16 protein-coding genes and 1 tRNA gene are annotated in these 20136 nt (G+C 60.1%); 2 read left to right on the top strand and 15 right to left on the bottom strand.

Features of this window, described 5'->3' with window-relative positions:
• Positions 1-110: 110 nt before the first annotated feature.
• The 4 genes from EOC94_RS27715 to EOC94_RS27700 form a co-directional block, all read right to left on the bottom strand.
• Positions 111-1100, bottom strand: coding sequence for a BMP family ABC transporter substrate-binding protein (locus EOC94_RS27715; RefSeq protein WP_095488526.1), 990 nt, complete (start codon positions 1098-1100; stop codon positions 111-113).
• Positions 1101-1309: 209 nt separating this feature from the next.
• Complete coding sequence (msrA, locus tag EOC94_RS27710; protein WP_127294642.1) at positions 1310-1975, bottom strand: peptide-methionine (S)-S-oxide reductase MsrA; 666 nt, start codon at positions 1973-1975, stop codon at positions 1310-1312.
• Positions 1976-2050: 75 nt separating this feature from the next.
• Positions 2051-2374, bottom strand: a complete 324-nt coding sequence (locus tag EOC94_RS27705) for a hypothetical protein (protein WP_127294640.1) — start codon at positions 2372-2374, stop codon at positions 2051-2053.
• Between the two features lie 108 nt (positions 2375-2482).
• Positions 2483-3199 (bottom strand): hypothetical protein, encoded by a 717-nt coding sequence (locus tag EOC94_RS27700; RefSeq protein WP_127294638.1) that lies wholly within the window; start codon positions 3197-3199, stop codon positions 2483-2485.
• Between the two features lie 362 nt (positions 3200-3561).
• Here EOC94_RS27700 and EOC94_RS27695 point away from each other — a divergent pair.
• A tRNA-Ser gene (locus EOC94_RS27695) sits at positions 3562-3651 on the top strand.
• Between the two features lie 113 nt (positions 3652-3764).
• On the top strand, positions 3765-5087 hold the full coding sequence (locus tag EOC94_RS27690) for an integrase (RefSeq protein ID WP_127294636.1): 1323 nt from the start codon (positions 3765-3767) through the stop codon (positions 5085-5087).
• Between the two features lie 1889 nt (positions 5088-6976).
• Here EOC94_RS27690 and EOC94_RS27685 read toward each other — a convergent pair.
• From EOC94_RS27685 to ccoN, 11 genes are all read right to left on the bottom strand, one after another.
• Positions 6977-8800: an EAL domain-containing protein gene (locus tag EOC94_RS27685; protein WP_245465666.1), complete on the bottom strand. Its 1824-nt coding sequence runs from the start codon at positions 8798-8800 to the stop codon at positions 6977-6979.
• A gap of 257 nt (positions 8801-9057) precedes the next feature.
• A complete protein-coding gene (gene ubiM, locus EOC94_RS27680) occupies positions 9058-10239 on the bottom strand; it encodes a 5-demethoxyubiquinol-8 5-hydroxylase UbiM (RefSeq protein WP_185928337.1) in 1182 nt (393 codons plus the stop codon).
• Positions 10240-10525: 286 nt separating this feature from the next.
• Positions 10526-11137 carry a hypothetical protein gene (locus EOC94_RS27675; RefSeq protein WP_095488532.1) on the bottom strand — a complete coding sequence of 204 codons (612 nt, stop codon included), beginning with the start codon at positions 11135-11137 and terminating at the stop codon, positions 10526-10528.
• A gap of 704 nt (positions 11138-11841) precedes the next feature.
• Entirely contained in the window at positions 11842-11997 is a 156-nt protein-coding gene (gene ccoS / locus EOC94_RS27670; RefSeq protein ID WP_095488533.1) for a cbb3-type cytochrome oxidase assembly protein CcoS, read from the bottom strand.
• Positions 11994-14282 carry a cation-translocating P-type ATPase gene (locus tag EOC94_RS27665; RefSeq protein WP_095488534.1) on the bottom strand — a complete coding sequence of 763 codons (2289 nt, stop codon included), beginning with the start codon at positions 14280-14282 and terminating at the stop codon, positions 11994-11996. The genes ccoS and EOC94_RS27665 overlap by 4 nt, the downstream gene beginning before the upstream one ends.
• A complete protein-coding gene (locus EOC94_RS27660) occupies positions 14279-14776 on the bottom strand; it encodes a FixH family protein (protein WP_095488535.1) in 498 nt (165 codons plus the stop codon). The genes EOC94_RS27665 and EOC94_RS27660 overlap by 4 nt, the downstream gene beginning before the upstream one ends.
• Positions 14773-16332 carry a cytochrome c oxidase accessory protein CcoG gene (gene ccoG / locus EOC94_RS27655; RefSeq protein ID WP_095488560.1) on the bottom strand — a complete coding sequence of 520 codons (1560 nt, stop codon included), beginning with the start codon at positions 16330-16332 and terminating at the stop codon, positions 14773-14775. The genes EOC94_RS27660 and ccoG overlap by 4 nt, the downstream gene beginning before the upstream one ends.
• A gap of 166 nt (positions 16333-16498) precedes the next feature.
• Positions 16499-17362, bottom strand: a complete 864-nt coding sequence (gene ccoP, locus EOC94_RS27650; protein ID WP_126105063.1) for a cytochrome-c oxidase, cbb3-type subunit III — start codon at positions 17360-17362, stop codon at positions 16499-16501.
• Positions 17363-17364: 2 nt separating this feature from the next.
• On the bottom strand, positions 17365-17514 hold the full coding sequence (locus tag EOC94_RS27645) for a cbb3-type cytochrome c oxidase subunit 3 (protein ID WP_024502864.1): 150 nt from the start codon (positions 17512-17514) through the stop codon (positions 17365-17367).
• 11 nt (positions 17515-17525) lie between these two features.
• Complete coding sequence (gene ccoO / locus EOC94_RS27640; protein ID WP_095488537.1) at positions 17526-18257, bottom strand: cytochrome-c oxidase, cbb3-type subunit II; 732 nt, start codon at positions 18255-18257, stop codon at positions 17526-17528.
• Positions 18257-19876: a cytochrome-c oxidase, cbb3-type subunit I gene (ccoN, locus tag EOC94_RS27635; protein WP_095488538.1), complete on the bottom strand. Its 1620-nt coding sequence runs from the start codon at positions 19874-19876 to the stop codon at positions 18257-18259. Before ccoN ends, ccoO begins: the two co-directional genes overlap by 1 nt.
• Between the last annotated feature and the right edge of the window lie 260 nt (positions 19877-20136).

Genomic DNA, 20136 nt, shown 5'->3' with positions numbered 1-20136 from the left:
CGGCCGTTACCTCCTCTTGCCGGATATTATTTTTGCGGTCCGCCATCCATAACGCAAAACCGCCGGGTTTTCACCCCGGCGGCTTTGATCAGATCCGCGATGTCGGTCGATCAATAAGGGCAGGCGTTGTCCGACATGTAGTCGTGCACCTTGACGGTGCCGGCGATGATGTCGGCCTTGGCCTTTTCGACCGCCGCCTTCATCGCGTCATCGACAAGCGCCTTGTTGTTGTCGTCCATGGCGTAGTCGACACCGCCTTCCTTGAGGCCGAGGTCGTTGATGCCGCCGGTGAACTTGTCGTTCTTGGCGTCCATGAAGGTGTTGTAGACGGCAACGTCGACGCGCTTGACCATGGAGGTCAGCACCTTGCCGGGCTGCAGTCCGTTCTGGTTGGAATCGACGCCGATGCCGAGCTTTCCGGCATCCGCCGCTGCCTGCAGCACGCCAACACCGGTTCCGCCTGCCGCCGCATAGATCACGTCGGCGCCCTGGTCGATCTGCGTCTTGGCGATCTCGCCGCCCTTGGCCGGATCGTTCCAGGCTGCCGGCGTATCGCCGGTCATGTTCTGGATGACATCGGTCGCGCCGGCTGCCTTGGCGCCGCCGACATAGCCGCAGCCGAATCTGCGGATCAGCGGAATGTCCATGCCGCCGATGAAGCCGACCTTCTTCGACTTCGAGGCCATCGCCGCCATCACGCCGACGAGGTAGGAGCCTTCCTGCTCCTTGTAGACGACGGAGCGGACATTGGGCTTGTCGACGACCATGTCGATGATGGCGAATTTGGTGTCGGGAAACTCGACGGCGATCTTCTCCAGCGCATCCGCCCAGGAGAAGCCCGCCATGGCGATCGGATTGCGGCCATCCTCGGCGAAACGGCGCAGCGCCTGCTCGCGCTGGGTCGCGTTGCTGACCTCGAATTCCACATAGGCGATACCGGTTTCGGCCTTGAACTTTTCGGCGCCATTGAAGGACGCTTCGTTGAACGACTTGTCGAATTTGCCGCCGAGATCGTAGAGAAGCGCGGGCTGAATGTCCGCGGCGAAGGCCGGAAGAACCATCGCAGTTGCGGCCAGGAGGCCGAGAACGATACGTTTCATGTGATCCACACCCTGTCGGTTATTTTTTCCGTTACGCACCGCCTGCCCGCCCGGTTCTCCGGCAGGCATGCGACATCAGACAGGAGTGTCTTCCTCCCGCTTCGGGCCAATCTGGCACGGCCCGAAACAAAATTCACGCGGAATTTTGACCTTTTGGAAAAGCGTGGCGCCGCATCCCGGCGCCACGGATCATCGCCTCGACAACGGCCTCAGGCGGAGACGGCAGCCGGGATGGCGCAGGCAACGCCGGTGCCCTGCAGATTGCAATAGCCGTAGGGATTCTTCGCCAGATATTGCTGGTGGTCTTCCTCGGCGAAGTAGAATTCTGGCGCCGGCGCGATCTCGGTGGTGATCTTGCCGCGGCCGGCACCGCGCAACGAGGCTTCATAGGCGTCGCGCGAGGCGATCGCCGCCTGGTATTGCGCATCGCCGAACGTGTAGATCGCCGAGCGGTAGGTGGTGCCGACATCGTTGCCCTGGCGCATGCCCTGCGTCGGGTCATGGCTTTCCCAGAACAGCTTCAGAAGCTGTGCATAGGACACGATCTTCGGGTCGTAGACGACGAGCACGACTTCGGCGTGGCCGGTCAGGCCGGTGCAGGTTTCCTGGTAGGTCGGGTTGGGGGTGACGCCACCCGCATAACCGACAGCCGTGACCCATACGCCCTCGACCTGCCAGAACATACGCTCGGCGCCCCAGAAGCAGCCCAGTCCGAACATCGCTGTCTCCAGCCCCCCGGGATAAGGCCCCTTGAGCGGCCGCTTCGAGACAAAGTGCTTGGATGCCGTCGGGATAGGCTTGGCACGACCCGGCAGCGCCTCGGCAGGCTTCGGCAGATTGAGCTTCTTGTTCAGCATGTCGCTGAGAAAAAACATGCGCGGTCTCCCTTTCTCTTTGATTTGGGATTTCTCTTCGTTTGGGGACGCTGGAAGGCCGTCAACAACAACTCATCAAGTCCGGGCGAACCGCCCTGTCGGCCGCTCCCGCCTGTAGCCGATAATGTAGAGAATGAAGGCAAGCACCGCGAACACGGCGAAGCCGGGCTGGTTGAGCACCCAGGCGATGGCGCCGTCCCACAGCAGCGAACCAAGCTTGTCGCGGACGAAGCTTTCGAAGGCGCTTCGCGTATCCGGCGAGACGGCGAGCCAGCTCGTGTTGAGCGGGGTCATGACCAAGGCCGACGCCGCCACCGAGCGTGTCGTGTCGAGCACCGCCATGATGACGGAAACCGAAAGCGCAACCATTGCCGCGAGACGGAAAAGAAAGCGAAACATGCAGACCTTTCCTCCCCAGGACTTTAGCAGACAGACTGCAACGTCTGTTTCGAACAGAGAGATAGTGTGCGCGCGCTTTGTTCGCAATCGCGACACGCGAATTTGAAGCTACGCCGCCGGTTTCAGCTTTCGCCGATTGACGCGCCAGACAGCGAAGACACCGCCCGCCACCGCGCCGACAACTAGCCCGGCCAACCCGACGAACAGTGCAAAATAGGCGCAGGCACCCTCGAAGCAGCTCATGTCGGTGACATTCGCGACCATCAAGCCGGCAAAAAACCCGGCGCAGGCGCCGAGCCCGGCGCCGAGAATGACCCCGAGCAGGGCGGCGATCACCGAGACCAGCACCGGTGGGCGTTCGTTTTCCGGGTTGGTATAGATCGCATCGGCGCCCGAGCCGCGGCGCAGACGGTAGATGCAGAGCAGGCCGACGGCGATTTCAGCGCCGGTGACGGCCAGCCCTCTGGCCGAGAAAACGAAGTCGGGCGTGACGAGGATGTAGGACTGCCTCGCCAGCAGCCACAGGATGGTGGCGACCTGCCAAAGCGTGAAATGCCGAGGAAACCGCGCCGAGCGGTTGAGGGCGAGACCCAGGACAAAGAGCCCCCACAGGACGGTGACGATGCTGGCAGCAAGGCTGCCATAGATCAGATAGTAAACGCTATCCGGCAGGCCGTAATCGCTGGTCAGCGGCCATCCCGAGATCATGCCGTAAACAGACCAGGCCATGACCAAGGCGAGCCAGGCAGGCGGGATGTAGGACAGCCCGCTGTCCGGTCGCCCGGCCGGCCGTCCGCTGGCCGGCTGCTCGTTGCTCGATGTCATGCCGCCCCCGCAAAGCTGACGGACACTCGATAGGCGGCCAACAGCGAAGTCAAGCGCGGCAGGTTTTTTTCGGCATTTCCCGTGCACGTCGTTCGACAGTCGCCGCATCGGGAGCATTGCGTCGGTAGCACGACAAAACCATCTGTACCCGGCAAAGCGAATAGAGTGCCGTTATGGCTTGGCATTCGATGCCGGATCGACTAGATGAGCCCCGCGCCTGTTGCTTTGACGGCTCAGGTGCGGGGAAAGGGTGTCCGTTGGTTGACGGCGCCCACGGTACCGAGTTCCGGACCGGAATCCCCCAAGGGAGACGCATCTCCCCAACCCGCGCGGCGAAACCGGCCGACGCGAAATGCCAAGACGGAGAGGTGGCCGAGTGGTTGAAGGCGCACGCCTGGAAAGTGTGTTTACGGGAAACCGTAACGCGGGTTCGAATCCCGCTCTCTCCGCCATCCAGCTTCCATAAAATCCTTTCTTTTCAAAAACTTCCTTGTTGCGCTTGACCAGTGCGAAGCGAAACCTATCTCAGACTGTGTAACAAACTGTGTAACATTAGAGAAAGATAATGCGACTTTCCGCAGCGCCAAGGCCGCATAAACGTGAAGGCATCTGGTATCTCGTTCGCAGGGTGCCGAAGGAATTCGCGGCGTTTGATCGCCGCTGCCTGGTACGCATTTCCACGGGGGTCGCCGTGGCTGACGATCCCCGCGGTGTACGGGCGCGAGATGCAGTGCAAAGCCTCGGCGCAGGGCTGGAGGCGTATTGGCGTAGACTGCGGGAAGGCCAATCCGCCGAGGCGGGGCTGCGTTTCGAAGCCGCGAGGAAGCGCGCGCGGTCATTTGGATTGGCCTATCGCACTAACGAGGAACTAGCAGCGGGGCCGCTCGACGAACTCATGGCCCGCATCAAGCTGCTTCTCGACAAAAAATCGATCGAGGACGCGGAGGACGTCTCGGCGGTGATGGGTGGGGAGAAGCGGCCAGCGGTCCGCCTGAGCGGTCTTATCAAGGAATTCGAGACGATCGAGCAACAGAACTTGCTGACTATGTCGCCCAACCAAATCAAGAAATGGCGTAACCCCAAAAAGCGCGCAGTTGCCAATCTGGTTGGAGTCATTGGCGACAAGGAGATCGCAAGCCTCACTCGGGACGACGCAGTCGCGTTCCGCGAGTGGTGGCAAAAGCGGATCGTTGAGGACGGACTTGATATCGGTACGGCCAACAAGGACATCGGCCATGTTTCGAAAATGCTGCGCGTCGTCGATCTGACTCACCAGCTCAAGCTGGAGCCGGTTTTTCGCAACCTCCGTCTTTCCGGCGCCGTCCCCGGGCAACGCGCTGCGTTCCCAGCGGAGTTCATTCAGGAGAAGATACTCGCTGAAGGCGCGCTCGACGGACTCAATGACGAAGCCCGCCATCTAATCTATGTAATTGCCGATACCGGACTCAGGCTTTCTGAAGCGGCAAACCTCACCACCGAAACAATCCACCTCGATCAAGAAATCCCGCATGTGCGGGTGCGCCCCAATGGCCGTCGCTTAAAGACCGGTCATTCAGCCCGTGACATTCCCTTGGTTGGCGGCGCACTTGCAGCCATCAAGCTCCATCCGGACGGCTTTCCTCGTTATCGCGACAAGGCCGCCTCACTTTCAGCGCTCGTCAACAAGGTGCTCGCCAGCAAGGAACTTCTGCCGACTTCCGAGCATAGTCTTTATAGCCTGCGACACACTTTCGAGGACCGGCTGACGGCAGTTGAGGCGCCGGAGAAGGTAATTGCCTCTCTGATGGGCCACAAATGGATCCGGCCGAAATACGGCGCGGGACCTTCGTTAGCGCAAAAGCGCGAGTGGCTCCAAAAAATCGCTTTTACCCCGCCCGGGCGAATGTGATTGCGCCATCCAGGCCGTGAGAACCAACCTCACGGCTCCAGCTGTCCGAGCCATTTAGGTTGAGCGTGACCAGCACGCGCTGCGCTCGCTCGCGATTTCCGAGCTTCCGCCGCATTTGTTCGACCTCGTATTCCAGCCTTTCGAAGGTCGGTGTATAGGCATCTCCATGACGGATGACCAAGTAGGCCGCAACAGCTAGACAGCATTCGAGCTCCGTGGCCGATGGATCGGAAAAAGGGGCGACGCCATAGCAAGGCGCGCAACGCCTCTCGAAAGCTTCCGAACTAGGCAAACGGCCAGCACGTGGCATCGTGACAGAAACCTATGCCTGATCGACGAACCTGAAGTGCTCACGAAGCTTGACCGGTGCGCAGGCCATCGGAGGGACAATTCCGCTCTGCCTAAAACAGACAAAAATTTTGAAACACCCGTCCCTCCGGCTCGAATTCAAAAGTTCAGCCCAGACAGGAACGCCTGATATCTTGTCGTGCACTGTCACGGTGCCAAACCTGGTGCCGGCGACAACGGCAGTTTGGCGAGCAGAAGAATTCCCGAGACTGAGACGTTCTACGGCTTGGCTCATGTTCGCGTTCCTCCTCGATTGGAAACAGGATGGGCCATATGGAAGCGAATAAAAGGAGGTTGGTGACGAGTCTCGGTAGTGGAGTAGAAACGGATGGAAAAGCTTGCGCTATTCGCCATCGGCGCCGCTAAGCGCACTTGAGAGAAGGGGCATGATCGCCAAGAGATGACGTCCCAAGAACTCTAGCGCGTCGCTTGTCGCCCCACTCTGAACTCTCGTCGGTCTGGTCCATTTATTCGACTCGAGGATGTTCGTCCGTTCATCCGGCAGGCTGCATGATCGGCATTGGCGAGGCAATCGAGGCGACAAACATCGCTCAATATGAGTAGCCGACAGGCAATCTCTAATTGCGAGGAGCGGATAGAATTGGGTACGGTCAAGGGATGAAAACGCGATATGGCTACGCTGGCGTCCATATGTTCGACCGCACATCCAGCCTTAGCCGGTCGCTGTGTGTCAAAGCGATTTAGAGGCGCGACACCGCAAGCCAGTTAGAAATGCGACAGTGACGCGTCTTTTTGGCACGACCTTAGCACCCGATCGGGCCTCAGCTGGTCGTGGTTGCGCAGCCCGATGGGGTGCGATTTTATAGAGCTCCCCTGGCTTTAGCTTTGAGAGCCCGTCATCGACACAAATGCAAGGGAACGGTCCGACCGCTTGCGGACATTCGACATGCCGTGGCAGCTTGCTATGGTGAGCCAGCGCATTCCGATACACGTTTTCCGCGCTCTTCAATTCGTCAGGCGTGAGACGGTCGTGACCGCTGCGCCAATTGATCTCGTGGCAGGGTTTGAGAAGCCTCTGGTTCTCGTTGTCGACGGACGAAGCTTTGATCCCACTCGATCAAGAGTGCGCTCTTTGCGAAGCCGGCTATACCGTTGCTCCAGCACCTGTGCTGAGGCTGAGCGCTTGATCAAGGACAGCCCCGGCCGCTGCTGTTCTGGACGTGAAGTTGCGGGATGGTGACTGCGTTGAGGTCGCGAAGACCTTGACCGCGGGTACGTTGTTCATCCGGATGAGCGCTGAGCCGAGAAGCGGCCAAGAACGCTTGCCTGTATTCGAATCCTACGGGAACCGCGAAACGAGCGTCCAAGGGACGCAATTCTCCGACGTCGTTCACTCAAGCTCATCTCGCAACTTGAACGCTTGTATCAAGCCGCTGCGTGTGCGCCGGTGGACCGGATTGCTGCATCCAAACCACGTGCTCAGTTCCGCCCCCGCAATAACTCTACCGTCCGAAACGGCTTTCGCGCGCCAGGTCCACCCCACATGAAAGTTCCGCGAGCAGCACGGACGGAGAGGCCGGTCACAACTCCTTCGCGTGCTCTTTTACTACCGAATCAAGTGCCAGATGGAGAGGCACTGCCTTAGAGAACAGGAAGCCCTGCGCGGTTCTGCAGCCAAGCTTGTACAGAGTTTGCCGATCTGCCTCTGTTTCAACGCCCTCGGCCATGACCTCGATCCCGAGCGTCCTACCAAGATCAATCACCGCTTTGACAAGCAGCCGATCCTCCCGGGACTTGGCTAAGCCGCGAATGAAGCCCTGGTCTATTTTCACCTTCCTGATCCGACTGTCCTTGAGCGATGCCAACGTCGAAAAACCGGTGCCGAAGTCATCGAGCGCGATAGAAATGCCAGCATGTGAAAGCCGGCCGAGCTTTTCATCCACTCTGTCCGGATCCACCGGGGCTTCTTCGGTAATCTCGATGTCGAACATCGTTGCAGGGAGGTCTTTTGCCGCCAGACCATTAAGAATCATCTCGTCAATATCGCCAGCTTCCAATTCGCGCGGTGAAACATTCATCGCCACACGAACATCACGACAGTCAGCTTTGACCAAGCCCTCGATAAGAGCGCAACAGTCGGCGAATACCGTTTGAGTTAGCAGCTGAAGCATTCCAGTTTCGCGTGCCGCTGTCATGATCTCGGGCGGAGAAATGGGACCGTGAAGCGGGTGAGACCACCTTAGCAAGGCTTCAAAACCGACGACGGCCTCAGTTTCGAGTCTTACGATTGGCTGGAACCAAGGGACCAAGCTTCTCATCGTTATCGCCGAATGAAGATCGCGTTCGATTGACTGGCGGCGTTGCAGTTCCCGGGCTAGCTCGGCATCGAACAGACAAAATTCATTCCTGCCGCGGCGCTTAGCTGTGTAAAGGGCGATGTCGGCCCGCAACAACATTTCCGTTAGTCCGGGGTTTTCAGCCAAGTAGATTCCTATAGACGCTCCAATGCGGACCGATGCGATCCCAGGATAGGGGCGAGCAAGCTTGGCTATGAGATTGGACGCGAGATTGGTGGGAGAAGGAGAATTCTTTCGCGAAGAAAAAACCAGCACGAATTCATCCCCACCGATGCGGGCGAGCGTTGAGCCCTCCGGTGCTTCTTCCTCTATTCGGCGGGCGATCCTGACAAGCAGCTCGTCACCCGTTCTGTGACCGTAGGTATCGTTGACAGATTTGAACCCATCCAGATCAATCAGCATGGCGACCAAGGGCCCATCAGTGTTCTCAAACTGATCGATTGCATGTTCGAGGCCGCGCCTGTTGAGGAGCGCGGTAAGATGGTCCTCCCTGGAATTGCGCTCCATTTCCGCGGCAAGCCGCTCGGCTTGATGTCTCAGGCGGCTCGCGTCACGGAAGCGCGCTTGTCCAACGAACGAGGCTCGAACCAGGCCGCCCTCGAAAAGCAGGACGGCAAAAGCCAGAATGTAGTTTTCCAGGGTTCCCTTCGTCAGCAAGCATGCGGCGGCAATGAGGAGTGGCGGTGTGATGAAGTATATCGCTGCCGCAGCATATGAGCTGCCGTACGTGACCGCGCCAGCTGAAATGCCCGCCAGAATTATTAGATGCAGCGATGCTTGAGACGTCGTGTACCCAGCCGTTAGGACGGCAAGGAATGACCAGGTGAATCCCGCCAGAAGAGCAAGCCTGCCAAACCAGCGAAGCTGCAGCCAAACCCGTGTCAGATCATCCTGGACTCCGGGTTCCTTCAGCTGATGACGGGCGAGTGCAAGGCGGGCGGCATTTATCGCATTAACGACCGAAAACCAGGCCGCGCCAGCAAGACCGTTCCCGGAAAGGGCCTGCACGGTCAAAATCAGCCCGGACAGCACAATGCTTATCGGCATTGAGACGAAAAGGCCTGCCCTCAGATCAGCGAGCTGGTCCTGAAGGATTCTCGCCTCCAGCGGATCTTCTTTTTCCAGGGCTGGACGGGTCAGCTTGCTTACTCCTGCTTGTCCGCAGCCTACGCAGCCCCCCTGAAGGACGGGTTAATTCTTCAATCGGAGATCAGCGTCGGGAGCAGGATTACTCCGGCGCATGATGCACTCTCTCCCATCGCTCGGCCAGCACATCGCGCAAAAATGCAACTGCTGGTGCAGTATCACCGCTGGAGCTCCGCCGAAATCCCATGCCGGACAAGGGGAACATGTTGGGCAAAGCGAAGCCCCAGATGCCTTGCAAGCCGTGCCGCCAGGTGGTCTCTGGAGTAGAGTCCAACCAGTATGTTCGTTGCATGGTAGAGCGGCGCCGCCGACAGGCGCAGCCGCCTTTCGTATATGTGCAGCATGTCGGGGTCGCCAACATTGCGGCCGTCGCGGCACGCAGTCATGATTCCACGGGCGAGCTGCTTCTGGCTGCTGAGGCCGATGTTGAATCCGTGAGCGGTCACCGGGTGCATGCCGATGGCAGCGTCGCCGATGAGTGCGGCGCTCGGGGCCCGGAATTTGTGCGCCCACGTCGTGACCAGCGGATAGGTATGGCGCTTGCTTGCCAAGGTCATTTTTCCAAGGCGCCCTCGACACCGTTTCGTCAACTCCGACAGGAACAAATCGTCATCGAAGGCAAGCAGTCTATAGGCCTCGTTTGAGCGCAATGTGAGCAGCAGCGACGACATGCCCTCCGCGAGGGGCAATATCGCTATCGTCTGATGGTGATCGAACCATTCGATGGCGATCTGGTGGTGGGCGCGCTCGTGCCTCACTCGGCAAATCAGCATCGAGTGGCCAAGCCGGTTGATATCGGCGCCGATGCCCAGCAGATCACGCGTGGCGGACAAACGCGAATCCGCGGCAACAACAAGCCGAGCAGTTAAACGCGCGCCATTAGAGAGCGTTACGACTGCTCCTTCTTGGCTGTTTGTTGCATCGACGACCGAATGGCCGCACAACAGCCGGGCGCGATCCTGCAAGCGGACGATTTTGAACAGCGCTTCCCGGATCCGGCAATTTGGAACCAAAACCCCCAGCGGTTCTCCAGAGTTGCTGGGAGGATCGAAACGAAGAGCGAATGCGCTCGAGCCGTTGAGCACGCGCGCGCCTTGAAGTGCTGATTTGTCCGAAGCCGGGATGACATCCCAGGCGCCGAGCTCGCGAAGGGTTCTGATCGAAGCGTTGGTCAGCGCGATTTCGCGACCATCGAAAGCCGGATTCGCCAGACTATAGAATGTGTTCTGTTCAACAACTGCCACCTTGAGTTCGCTTTGGGCAAGCGACGCAGCGAACGAAAGGCCGACCGGCCCGGCTCCAACGACAACGATGTCAAAATTCTCGTCAGAGCCCATCAGCGTGCCGCCATCCCGTCGGCTATCCTCGTGTAACGGTGGAACTGAGCCGAGTGACATCCGCTGAGCTCCGTGCCCGCCGCATTGCCTAAAGGCGCTGGGCCGCGGGATTCGCATGGATCGGCAACGAAGCATGCAACCCGCTCAGAGGTGGATGCGGCTAACCGAACCCGCCCTTTCGCCGCGCAGCCGCGCAGATCGCCGCCAGCAAGCGAGACACTCGCGACGCTGGTCAGCCACGGCCGCGCCGCATCGATGGCCACATTCCACTTGGAACCCGTGCGCATAGCTACTCACGCTCCACGACGTCGAAGCGGGTTCTCTTGCTAGGGTATCGAACGTAGCGCTCTCTCTCGTCATCCCAGCCAAGGTAGCGGAAACTTTTATGCACGACCGCGCATATCTTCGCAAGAACCTGCTGCATGGCTTCGATGTCGATGTCCTTGCAATTCAGTCGCCGATAGAGCAAAGCCCACGCGGCGACATAGTCGTCGAAATAGCGCGCGTCACTCGAACCAATGATCAACTTCGGACGGTTGGTCGATCTCGAAAACGCACGTCCCAACCCCGATGATGCTCCGCAGCACGTTGACATCACGAGGATCTTCGGCGCTGGATCCGAGCCCTGGAACATTTCTACGAAGTCAGCCCAAAGTAGGCTACCTCGCCCACTGGATGAAGCGATCCCGTCTCCATTGCCGTGCCCAGCGATGTGAAGCACGTCGCACTTCGCCTTGTTCGCTTGGACTACAGCCTCACGAAAATGCTTTCGGTCCAAAGTAATGCGATAGTCCGAGTGGATGTTGAAAGCCTTTAACAACTGCTGCAGGATCGGTCCCTCGTGCTTGTCGTGGTAGTAGTCTTTCGCGTAGTGGCAGTCGATGATGTGAACGGTTTTCATGGCACTCCAGCCGTTTGTTCGTTGATCGTCGTGACGAGCGGACACCACGCGCCCGGAACCGCGTGACGTACGCTGAGTTCCGGTGCCGTCGCATAGCCTCAAGGCGCGGGCCGGGAATCCGGATGGATCGGGAACGACGCACACAACCCATCAAAGGCGAAAGCTGTTGATCGGCCCCCGTTTCCGCGCAGCCACGCTGATGGCCAGCCAGCAAGCGAGATACACACGACCCTGGTCAGGTAAATGGCTGCGCCGTAAGCACAAGGCATAGCCGACCACACGACAGAAAAACCCGGCACCGTGAAGGTGCTGATAATGACGACCAAACTTTCCGTGAGTCATGCATTTCTCCCTCGAAGACTGGTCTATAGACCACACCGATGAGTATGACCCTGATCTGGATCAGCCAGACATGACCAACCGGCATTGTCGGTTCTCGGTCGGGTGATCGATCGCGACGTTCCACTTTGGAACCCGTGCGCACATTGCCAAGCTCTCGTCGGCCACGCGAGGTACTTTCGTGGCATCAGCCGCCTCATATTGGTGCAATGGGAGGCAGTCCTTCGCACGACAGAGGCTTTTCACAAATCGATGTAGTGCGCAGCTTAGGTCAAGGTGGTCATGGAGCATGGACAGCTTGTTCCCGACCGAGCCGGCTCGACTGACGAGCGCGATCCGCGCATCTTATGCACAGCGGATTGAAATCAGCGTTCCGGTTTGTCGTCCCGATCAATTAGTATCCGCTCGGCGGCTCCGTCGAGATCTTCGTATTGACCGCTTCGCAATGCCCAGACGAAGCCGGACAGGCCCAATGCACCCAGAAAAAGGGCCACGGGTATGAGATAGAGTAAGGTCGTCACGAGGATTGTGCCGAATAGCTGACTGCGGAGCGTCTGACTTTTTGAATAACTTGCACCGTCGCATTCGCCATGAAGCCGTGCAAGCGCAATGCGTTTCCAATAACAAGCAGCGATGAGGCAGACATGGCAATCGCCGCTATCAAGGGCGTGACGTGCCCGAGGATGGCGATTGGTACTGCCACCGCATTGTAGACGATTGCGATTGCGATGTTCTGCCGGATCAGGTGTCCTGCCTTGCGCGAGACGCCCAGGGCGAGCGGCACCGCCAGGAGGCTTTCGCGCAGGAAGACGAAGTCTGCCGCGTTGCGGCCAATGTCGACGGCGGTGGCCGGTGCGATCGAGACATGCGCCACGCTCAGCGCCGGCGTATCGTTGAGGCCGTCGCCAACCATCAGAACCTTGTGCCCAACTTTCGCGAGGGTCTCGATGCGCTCGACCTTGCCCGATGGCAGCAGGCACGGAACGAAGTCGTCGATATCCAGCAGCTTTGCCACTTCGGCGCAGGCTGCGGCGGTATCGCCCGACAGCATTTCGATCGACACCCCGTCACCGTTCAACTGTTGGATGCCCGCTCCAGCGTCGGCGCGCAACGCATCCTCGAAAACGAAGGATGCGGCAATCATCCCGTTTCTCGTCAGGACCGTTCCGCCGTAGCCGTGTTTGCCTTCACCGCCAGTTCGAGCCTTCCAGCCGGCCCATCCGCGTCGACCCAGTCGCCAGGTGCTTCCCGCGTCAGTGGCTTCGATTCCAAACCCGGGATGCTCGGTCACAGTATCGAATTTGTGCTGCCCGCCAGGAGCGGCAAAACCGGCTATGGCCTTTGAAAACGGATGGCGGGAATGCGCAGCCATGTCGGCGGCGATTGCCAGCATCGCCGGATCAATCGAGTCCGCATTGACCAGCCGGGGCTGGCCGAGCGTGAGCGTGCCGGTCTTGTCGAACACGGCAGTATCGATCGCCGCGAGGCGCTCCATGGCCGAACCGTCCTTGACCATGATGCCGCTCTCGAAAAGCCGCCGCGCCGCGACCACCTGCACGATCGGCACGGCGAGGCCAAGCGCGCACGGGCATGTGATGATGAGAACGGCGATGGCGATCGTCATCGCCCGATGCCAGTCGCCGGTCGCCGCCATCCAGCCCAGGAATGTCACAAAGGCGGTGAGATGGACCACTGGGGCATAAAGCGCTGAAACGCGGTCGGCGATACGGCGATAGTGCGCGCGGCCGCCCTCGGCGGCCTCCATCAACCGGACCATTTCCGCGAGGAACGAATCCTTTGCGGCGGCTGTCGCCTCAATCGTCAGCGGGCCGGTAAGGTTGAGCACGCCGGCCTGTACTGCTTCGCCCGGCGCCACGTTTTTCGGCGTGCTTTCGCCTGAGGCCAGCGAGCAGTCGAGATCCGACGTTCCCTGGATGATCTTGCCGTCGACGGGGATCCTCTCACCGGCCGCGATCAACAACCGCATGCCTGGTTCGATCTCGCCGACCGGCAGATAGTCGCGCGCGCCGTCGCCGCGCATCACCATGGCGCCACGCGCGGCCAGCTGAGACAGGCCCTTCACGGCAGTCCGGGCACGCTCCCGCATCACATGATCCAGCGTGCGCCCGATCAAAAGGAAGAACAGCAGCGATACCGACGCGTCGAAATAGGCGTGGTCGCCATGATTGATCGTCTCATAGAGGCTCATGGCATAGGCGAGCGAAACACCGACCGCGATGGGCACGTCCATATTCATGCGACCATGGCGCAAAGCATTCCAGGCCGAACGGAAGAAGATTCCGCCGGCGAAGGCGAGGGCAGGAATGGCGATCAGCGCCGAGACCCAGTGAAACAGGTCGCGGGTAGCACCTTCGGCGCCGGACCAGACAGAGACCGAAAGCAGCATGATGTTGCCCGCCGCAAAGCCGGCAACAGCGACGGCGCGGATCAGTTCGGCAAGCGTCTTGTCCTTGTCATCGACCTCGGGTGTGAACAGATGCGCCTCGTAGCCCAGCCTGCCAAGCGCGGCGACGAAGGGTGGCACCTCGTCTCCTCGCCACCGGACCGCGACCCGCTTCGTCGACAGGTTGACGCGCGCGCTTTCGACGTGATCGAGCTTTCCAAGTGCCGCCTCGATCGTCTGGATGCAGGCGGCGCAATGAACCGTCGGCACTGAAAGATCGGTCTGCCGAAGATTGTCGCCAAGCGATCGGCTCGCCAACCTGATCTCCTGGCTGGATGGCAGGACCGACGTGGCGCCGTTCAGATCCAGCGCCATTTCAGCGCCCGGTGCACAACAGCTCATTGCAGCGCTCCATGGGAAATCATAATCCTGCGGACGTCGCGATAGGGTCGTGTCAGGCCGGCATCGGCGTCGACTTCGACGATCCAGACGCCGTCCTTCGGCATATGCTGGGCGGCGAACTCCTGGCCGGAGGCGAGGGCGAGCGTGACGGACTTGTCCTCTTTCTCGTAGGCGGGATGACGAAACAGCACCTTGACGCCGTGCAGAGGAACCGGCTTGCCGGCGGCGTCGGTGAGGCTGTAGCGGACTTCGCCCCATGCGATGGTCAGCTTGCCGGTCCAACCGAGCGCTGCTTGGGCGCGGCCGGCCTCGGCCTCCTTGTTGAATTGCTGGCTGGCCACATAGGTGTTCTCGACGACGAGGCCGGTCCAGCTCGTATTGGCGAGCGTGGCCATGGTCAGGTTGACGGCGATGACCACCCCGAAGAAGGTGAGAATGATGGCCAGCATGTGCCTGCCGGTGAATTCGCGAAGCTTTTGGGCATTGGCGGTCATTTGGCGGCCTCTGGCGCGTTGAATGTGGCGGTGTATTCGTTCGACTCGAAGCTCGCCTTATCCTCGACACGGAACTTGAAGGTCTGTGCCGGGGCGTGGATCTGGTCCGCGGGCTGGCGAACGAAGACCTTCAACGTTTTCAGGCGGTCGGGTTCGACCGGGATGGCGAAAGACCGGCCCGCCGGGATGTCGTCGCCGACGACGACCATGTCGGCACCCTTCAGACCCTGCATGGTGACGACGATTGTCCTTGGCTCAGGGATCATGTTGAGCAGCTTCACGGTATAGCCATTGCGGATGGAGCCATCGGATAGCGTGACGAATTGCGGATTGCGGTCATGCAGCACGTTCAGTTCGAGCCGATCGCGCGTCAGCAGCGAATAGAGCAGGCCCAGCCCGATCAGCGACCATAGGCCCATGTAGATGTAGGTGCGCGGCCGGAAGATCTTGCGAATGTGAAAATGCGCCACCTGATCGGAGAAGGTGCCGACAGCAGTCCTGACCAGCGACGGATTGATTGAACTGGAGCCGCCTGCGGTCGCCAGCATCATGTTGGCGTTGTAGTCGGAGAGCGTCGCGTAGGAGATCAGCCCGCGCTCCTTGCCGAGCTTGTCCATGACGCCGTCGCAGGCGTCGATACACAGCGCGCAGGTAATGCATTCGAGCTGCTGGCCGTCGCGAATGTCGATTCCCATTGGGCAGACCGCGACGCAGGCATTGCAGTCGACGCAGTCGCCGACGGACTGCCCCGAGGCTTGCACCTTCTTGGCGTGGCGCGATCGCGGCTCGCCGCGCCAGTCATTGTAGGTGACGGTGAGCGAATTCTCGTCGAGCATGGCTGCCTGGATGCGCGGCCATGGGCACATATAGGTGCAGACCTGTTCGCGCATCAGGCCGCCGAACGTGTAGGTGGTCGCCGTCAACACGGCGATGGTGATGTAGGCGACAGGTGCGGCGGTACCGGTGAAAAGCTCGCCCATAAGTGTCGGTGCATCAGCGAAATAGAAAATCCAGGCGCCGCCGGTCGCCGCAGCGATGACCAGCCAGACGGCATGCTTCGATACGCGCAGCATCAGCTTGCGGGCGGTCCAGGGACCAGCGTCAAGTTTCATTCGGGCGTTGCGGTCCCCCTCGATCGCACGTTCAACGAGAAGGAACAGATCGACCCACACGGTCTGCGGACATGCATAGCCGCACCAGGCACGGCCGACAGTCGAGGTAATCAGGAAAAGTCCAACGCCGGCCATGACCAATAGGCCGGCCACATAGAAGAATTCCTGCGGCCAGATCTCGATGAAGAAGAAGTAGAAGCGCCGATTGGCGACATCGAGCAGCACGGCCTGGTCCGGGGCAAATGGACCGCGAGCCCAAGGCAGCCACGCAGCCAGGTAATAGATGCCAAGGGTGATCGTCATCACCAGCCATTTGAAGCGACGAAAGTTGCCCGAGGCGCGCTTCGGAAAGATCTTTTGACGCGCGGCATAAAGGGGCTTGCGGGTTTTGGCGGAATTGACAGTTTCTGTTTCGAGCCGTGTCAACTGCGTCTTGTCACGCACGTGCAACTCCACTTTCCCAGCCAATGTCAGGGGCACCTGTCGAAAAGCCTCGCGGTAGGACAGCCTTGGCGGGTTGTGCAGATCGCATTAGGAATGGTGTCGAGGCCCGGCTCTCGCCGGGCCTCGTCCGCTTGGCAGGGGGGACCGAAGAATAGGGCTTCCATTCCTATTCTCCGCCGCCAAGCGAATGGACATAAACTGCAAGTTCCTTGACCTTGATTTCGCCGAGACGGCCAACCCAGGCCGGCATGATACCCTGCTTTGGCGCACGAACCTGGGCGGCGATGGCCGTCTCGCCGGACCCGTAAAGCCAGATCGCGTCGGTCAGGTCGGGGGCGCCGAATTCCCTGTTGCCTTTTGCATTGTCGCCGTGACAGGCGACGCAGTTCTCGGCAAAGACCTTGGCGCCGGGTTGGATCAGACTTGCATCGCGGACCTTGCCGGAAAGGCTGGCCACGTAGGCGCTGACTTGTGCGATCTGGTCGGCGGCGATGATGTCGCCGAAGGCCGGCATTTCTGACAGTCGCGTGTCCGGATCGGAAGCAAAGCGGAGGCCGTGCGTGATCGTCTGCTGGATCTGGTCGGGGCTGCCGCCCCACAGCCAGTCATCGTCATTCAGGTTGGGAAAGCCCTTCGATCCCTGAGCGCCGGAGCCGTGGCATTGCGTACAGTTGACCTTGAACGCGGCAGCCCCGGCAGCGACCGCGAATTCGCGCAAGTCATCGTCAGTCAATATCTCCGACACGCTCTTTGCCTGGATGGCTGCAACATACTTGCCATTGGCGGCCTCGGCCGCGGCAAGGTCGTTCTTGACGTCCTTACGGCTTGAATAGCCGAGCATGCCCTTGGTTGCCGAGGTCAGCATCGGCCATGCCGGGTATGCGGTCGTATAGACGAGCGCCCACGCTATGGTGACGTAGAAGGTAATCACCCACCATCGCGGCAGAGGATTGTTGAGCTCCCTGATGCCGTCCCATTCATGCCCGGTGGTTGAGACGCCGGAGACCTCATCGATGTGCTCGTCGCTCATGATCACTCGTCCTCGAGCGGAATGCGGGCAGCTTCGTCGGCCAGCCTTCGGCTGCCGGGGCGTAGGGCAAAGGCGATGCACCCGACGAAGAACAGCGCCATCGCAACCAGGCCCCAGCTGTCGGCAAACGCCCGCATCAAATTGTAGGTCATCAGCGTTCTCCTCAGCGGTAGCCGGCGGCTTCGTCGTAATTTTTGAAGTCGACCAGTGTGCCAAGCATCTGCAGGTAGGCGAGCAGGGCATCCATTTCGGTGACCTGTTGCGGGTTGCCGTCGAAGTCGCCGATCTTGGCTTTGGGGTAACGCGCCTCAAGGCCTGATGTGTCGGCATTGGGATCGGCCTGCGCCGCCAAATCCGCATTGGCGTGCGCGATCATGTCATCGGTGTAAGGGACGGCTACACGCCTGTTGGCGATCAGATGCGTCGAGAAATCCTTCACGTCGATCGGCGTGTCTTTCAGGAACCCATAGCTCGGCATGATCGATTCCGGCACCACCGAGCGCGGGTCGGTAAGATGCGCGACATGCCATGCATTCGAGTAGCGGTCGCCAACCCTGGCGAGATCCGGCCCGGTGCGCTTCGATCCCCACTGGAAGGGGTGATCGTACATGGACTCGGCAGCCAGGCTGTAGTGGCCATAGCGCTCAACTTCGTCGCGGAACGGCCTGATCATCTGGCTATGGCAGAGAAAGCAGCCCTCGCGCATATAGATGTTGCGCCCGACAAGTTCGAGCGGCGAATAGGGGCGCATCCCTTCCACCTTCTCGATCGTATTGTCGAGATAGAAGAGAGGCGCTATCTCGACGATACCGCCGACCGTCACCACGAGCAGCGAGCCAACGAGAAGAAGCGTGGCGTTCTTCTCGATGATTGCGTGTTTGTCCATCAAGCCCATCACCTGGCTCCTGATCGCGCAGGTCGGATGGCGACGGGGCTCGGCATCGGCTCCTCCTCGCGCTGGTGGCCGAGGATGGTCATGGTGATGTTCCAGGCCATGATCAGGGCGCCGGAGAGGTACATGGCCCCACCGATGGCGCGCATGACGTAGTATGGGTGCATGGCAGCGACGGTTTCGGCGAAGGAATAGACCAGGAAGCCCTGCTGGTCGTATTCACGCCACATCAGGCCCTGCATGATGCCTGACACCCACATGACCGAGGCGTAGACGACGATCCCGAGTGTCGCCAGCCAGAAGTGCCAGGTGACGAGCCGCAGCGAGTAGAGCCGGTGACGGTTCCAGAGCTTCGGCACCATGTAGTAGATTGCGCCGAACGAGATCATGCCAACCCAGCCGAGCGCGCCCGAATGGACGTGGCCGATGGTCCAGTCGGTATAATGCGACAGCGAATTAACCGCCCTGATCGCCATGATCGGGCCTTCGAAGGTCGACATGCCATAGAAGGCGACGGCCATCACCATCATGCGGATGATCGGATCGGTGCGCAGCTTGTCCCAGGCGCCGGACAGCGTCATCAGACCGTTGATCATGCCGCCCCATGACGGCATCCACAGCATGATCGAGAACGCCATGCCGAGCGTCTGCGCCCAGTCGGGCAAGGCGGTATAGTGCAGGTGATGCGGGCCAGCCCAGATGTAGAGAAAGATGATCGCCCAGAAATGGACGATCGACAGCCGGTACGAATAGACTGGCCGGTTCGCCTGCTTGGGCACAAAGTAATACATCATGCCGAGAAAGCCGGCGGTGAGGAAGAAGCCGACCGCGTTGTGGCCGTACCACCATTGCGTCAGCGCATCTTGGACACCGGAAAAGGCGGAGTAGCTCTTGGAGCCCAGGAACGAGACTGGCATCGACAGGTTGTTGACCACATGCAGCATCGCGATGGTCACGATGAAGGAGAGGTAGAACCAGTTGGCGACGTAGATGTGCGGTTCCTTGCGCTTCAGGATCGTGCCAAGGAATAGGATAAGGTAAGCGACCCAGACGATGGTCAGCCAGACATCCACATACCATTCGGGTTCGGCGTATTCGCGGCCCTCGGTGATGCCGAGCAGATAGCCGGTCGCGGCCATGACGATGAAAAGCTGGTAGCCCCAGAAGACGAACCAGGCGAGATCACCGCCGAAGAGGCGGGCGCGGCAGGTGCGCTGCACGACATACAGAGACGTGCAAAGCAGCGCGTTGCCACCGAAGGCGAAGACGACACCGGATGTATGCAGCGGCCGCAAACGGCCGAAATTGAACCAGGGCTGGATGTTGAGATCGGGATAGGCGAGCTGAAGCGCGATCACCACGCCGACCAGCATGCCGACGACACCCCAGAACACGGTGGCGATCGCGCCGTAGCGGATCGGACCGTCCATGTGAGCGGATGGGTCGATCGGAGCTGCTGGCTTGAACTCCGTGTTGCGCAACAGGATCGCAGTGAAACCAGCCACTGCGAAGAACAACACCCACATATGTCGGCGGAAAGGTTCATCCACGCCGAAGCCGGCGGCCACCAGGGCCGCAAAAGCGAACACGCTTAGAAGGACGATCTCAGTGCCGAATTTCATTGCAGATCCCGATCTCGAATCTGGTGGATGCCAAATCCGCAGCGCACTAATTGCGCAGCCGCCGCCCCCTCGCCCTGATCTATGTCAGGCCGCACGATTTTGTGTCGGCGGCGCAATCAGCAGGTGGCGAATGAACGAGGAACGCAGCGCGGGCTCACCCCCTCATGGACAAGGGAGGCGTTCCCTGGGTTGGGCGGGCGCAGACGCGATCGATTGAGGCGAAAGCTGAGGCTCTGCGACGCGTTGGATGCTATTGCCGA

It is taken from the genome of Mesorhizobium sp. M6A.T.Ce.TU.016.01.1.1 (assembly GCF_003997065.1).
Lineage (GTDB): Bacteria > Pseudomonadota > Alphaproteobacteria > Rhizobiales > Rhizobiaceae > Mesorhizobium > Mesorhizobium mediterraneum.
Note: the sequence above shows the minus strand (reverse complement) of the source record. Positions and strands in the feature narration are given on the sequence as shown.

What these genes read in the sequence shown, in the direction of transcription:
- EOC94_RS27715 (WP_095488526.1), bottom strand. Translation starts at nt 1,100, where the DNA reads ATGAAACGTATCGTTCTCGGCCTCCTGGCCGCAACTGCGATGGTTCTT.
- msrA (WP_127294642.1), bottom strand. Translation starts at nt 1,975, where the DNA reads ATGTTTTTTCTCAGCGACATGCTGAACAAGAAGCTCAATCTGCCGAAG.
- EOC94_RS27705 (WP_127294640.1), bottom strand. Translation starts at nt 2,374, where the DNA reads ATGTTTCGCTTTCTTTTCCGTCTCGCGGCAATGGTTGCGCTTTCGGTT.
- EOC94_RS27700 (WP_127294638.1), bottom strand. Translation starts at nt 3,199, where the DNA reads ATGACATCGAGCAACGAGCAGCCGGCCAGCGGACGGCCGGCCGGGCGA.
- EOC94_RS27690 (WP_127294636.1), top strand. Translation starts at nt 3,765, where the DNA reads ATGCGACTTTCCGCAGCGCCAAGGCCGCATAAACGTGAAGGCATCTGG.
- EOC94_RS27685 (WP_245465666.1), bottom strand. Translation starts at nt 8,800, where the DNA reads ATGCCGATAAGCATTGTGCTGTCCGGGCTGATTTTGACCGTGCAGGCC.
- EOC94_RS27675 (WP_095488532.1), bottom strand. Translation starts at nt 11,137, where the DNA reads ATGAAAACCGTTCACATCATCGACTGCCACTACGCGAAAGACTACTAC.
- EOC94_RS27665 (WP_095488534.1), bottom strand. Translation starts at nt 14,282, where the DNA reads ATGAGCTGTTGTGCACCGGGCGCTGAAATGGCGCTGGATCTGAACGGC.
- EOC94_RS27660 (WP_095488535.1), bottom strand. Translation starts at nt 14,776, where the DNA reads ATGACCGCCAATGCCCAAAAGCTTCGCGAATTCACCGGCAGGCACATG.
- ccoP (WP_126105063.1), bottom strand. Translation starts at nt 17,362, where the DNA reads ATGAGCGACGAGCACATCGATGAGGTCTCCGGCGTCTCAACCACCGGG.
- EOC94_RS27645 (WP_024502864.1), bottom strand. Translation starts at nt 17,514, where the DNA reads ATGACCTACAATTTGATGCGGGCGTTTGCCGACAGCTGGGGCCTGGTT.
- ccoO (WP_095488537.1), bottom strand. Translation starts at nt 18,257, where the DNA reads ATGGGCTTGATGGACAAACACGCAATCATCGAGAAGAACGCCACGCTT.
- ccoN (WP_095488538.1), bottom strand. Translation starts at nt 19,876, where the DNA reads ATGAAATTCGGCACTGAGATCGTCCTTCTAAGCGTGTTCGCTTTTGCG.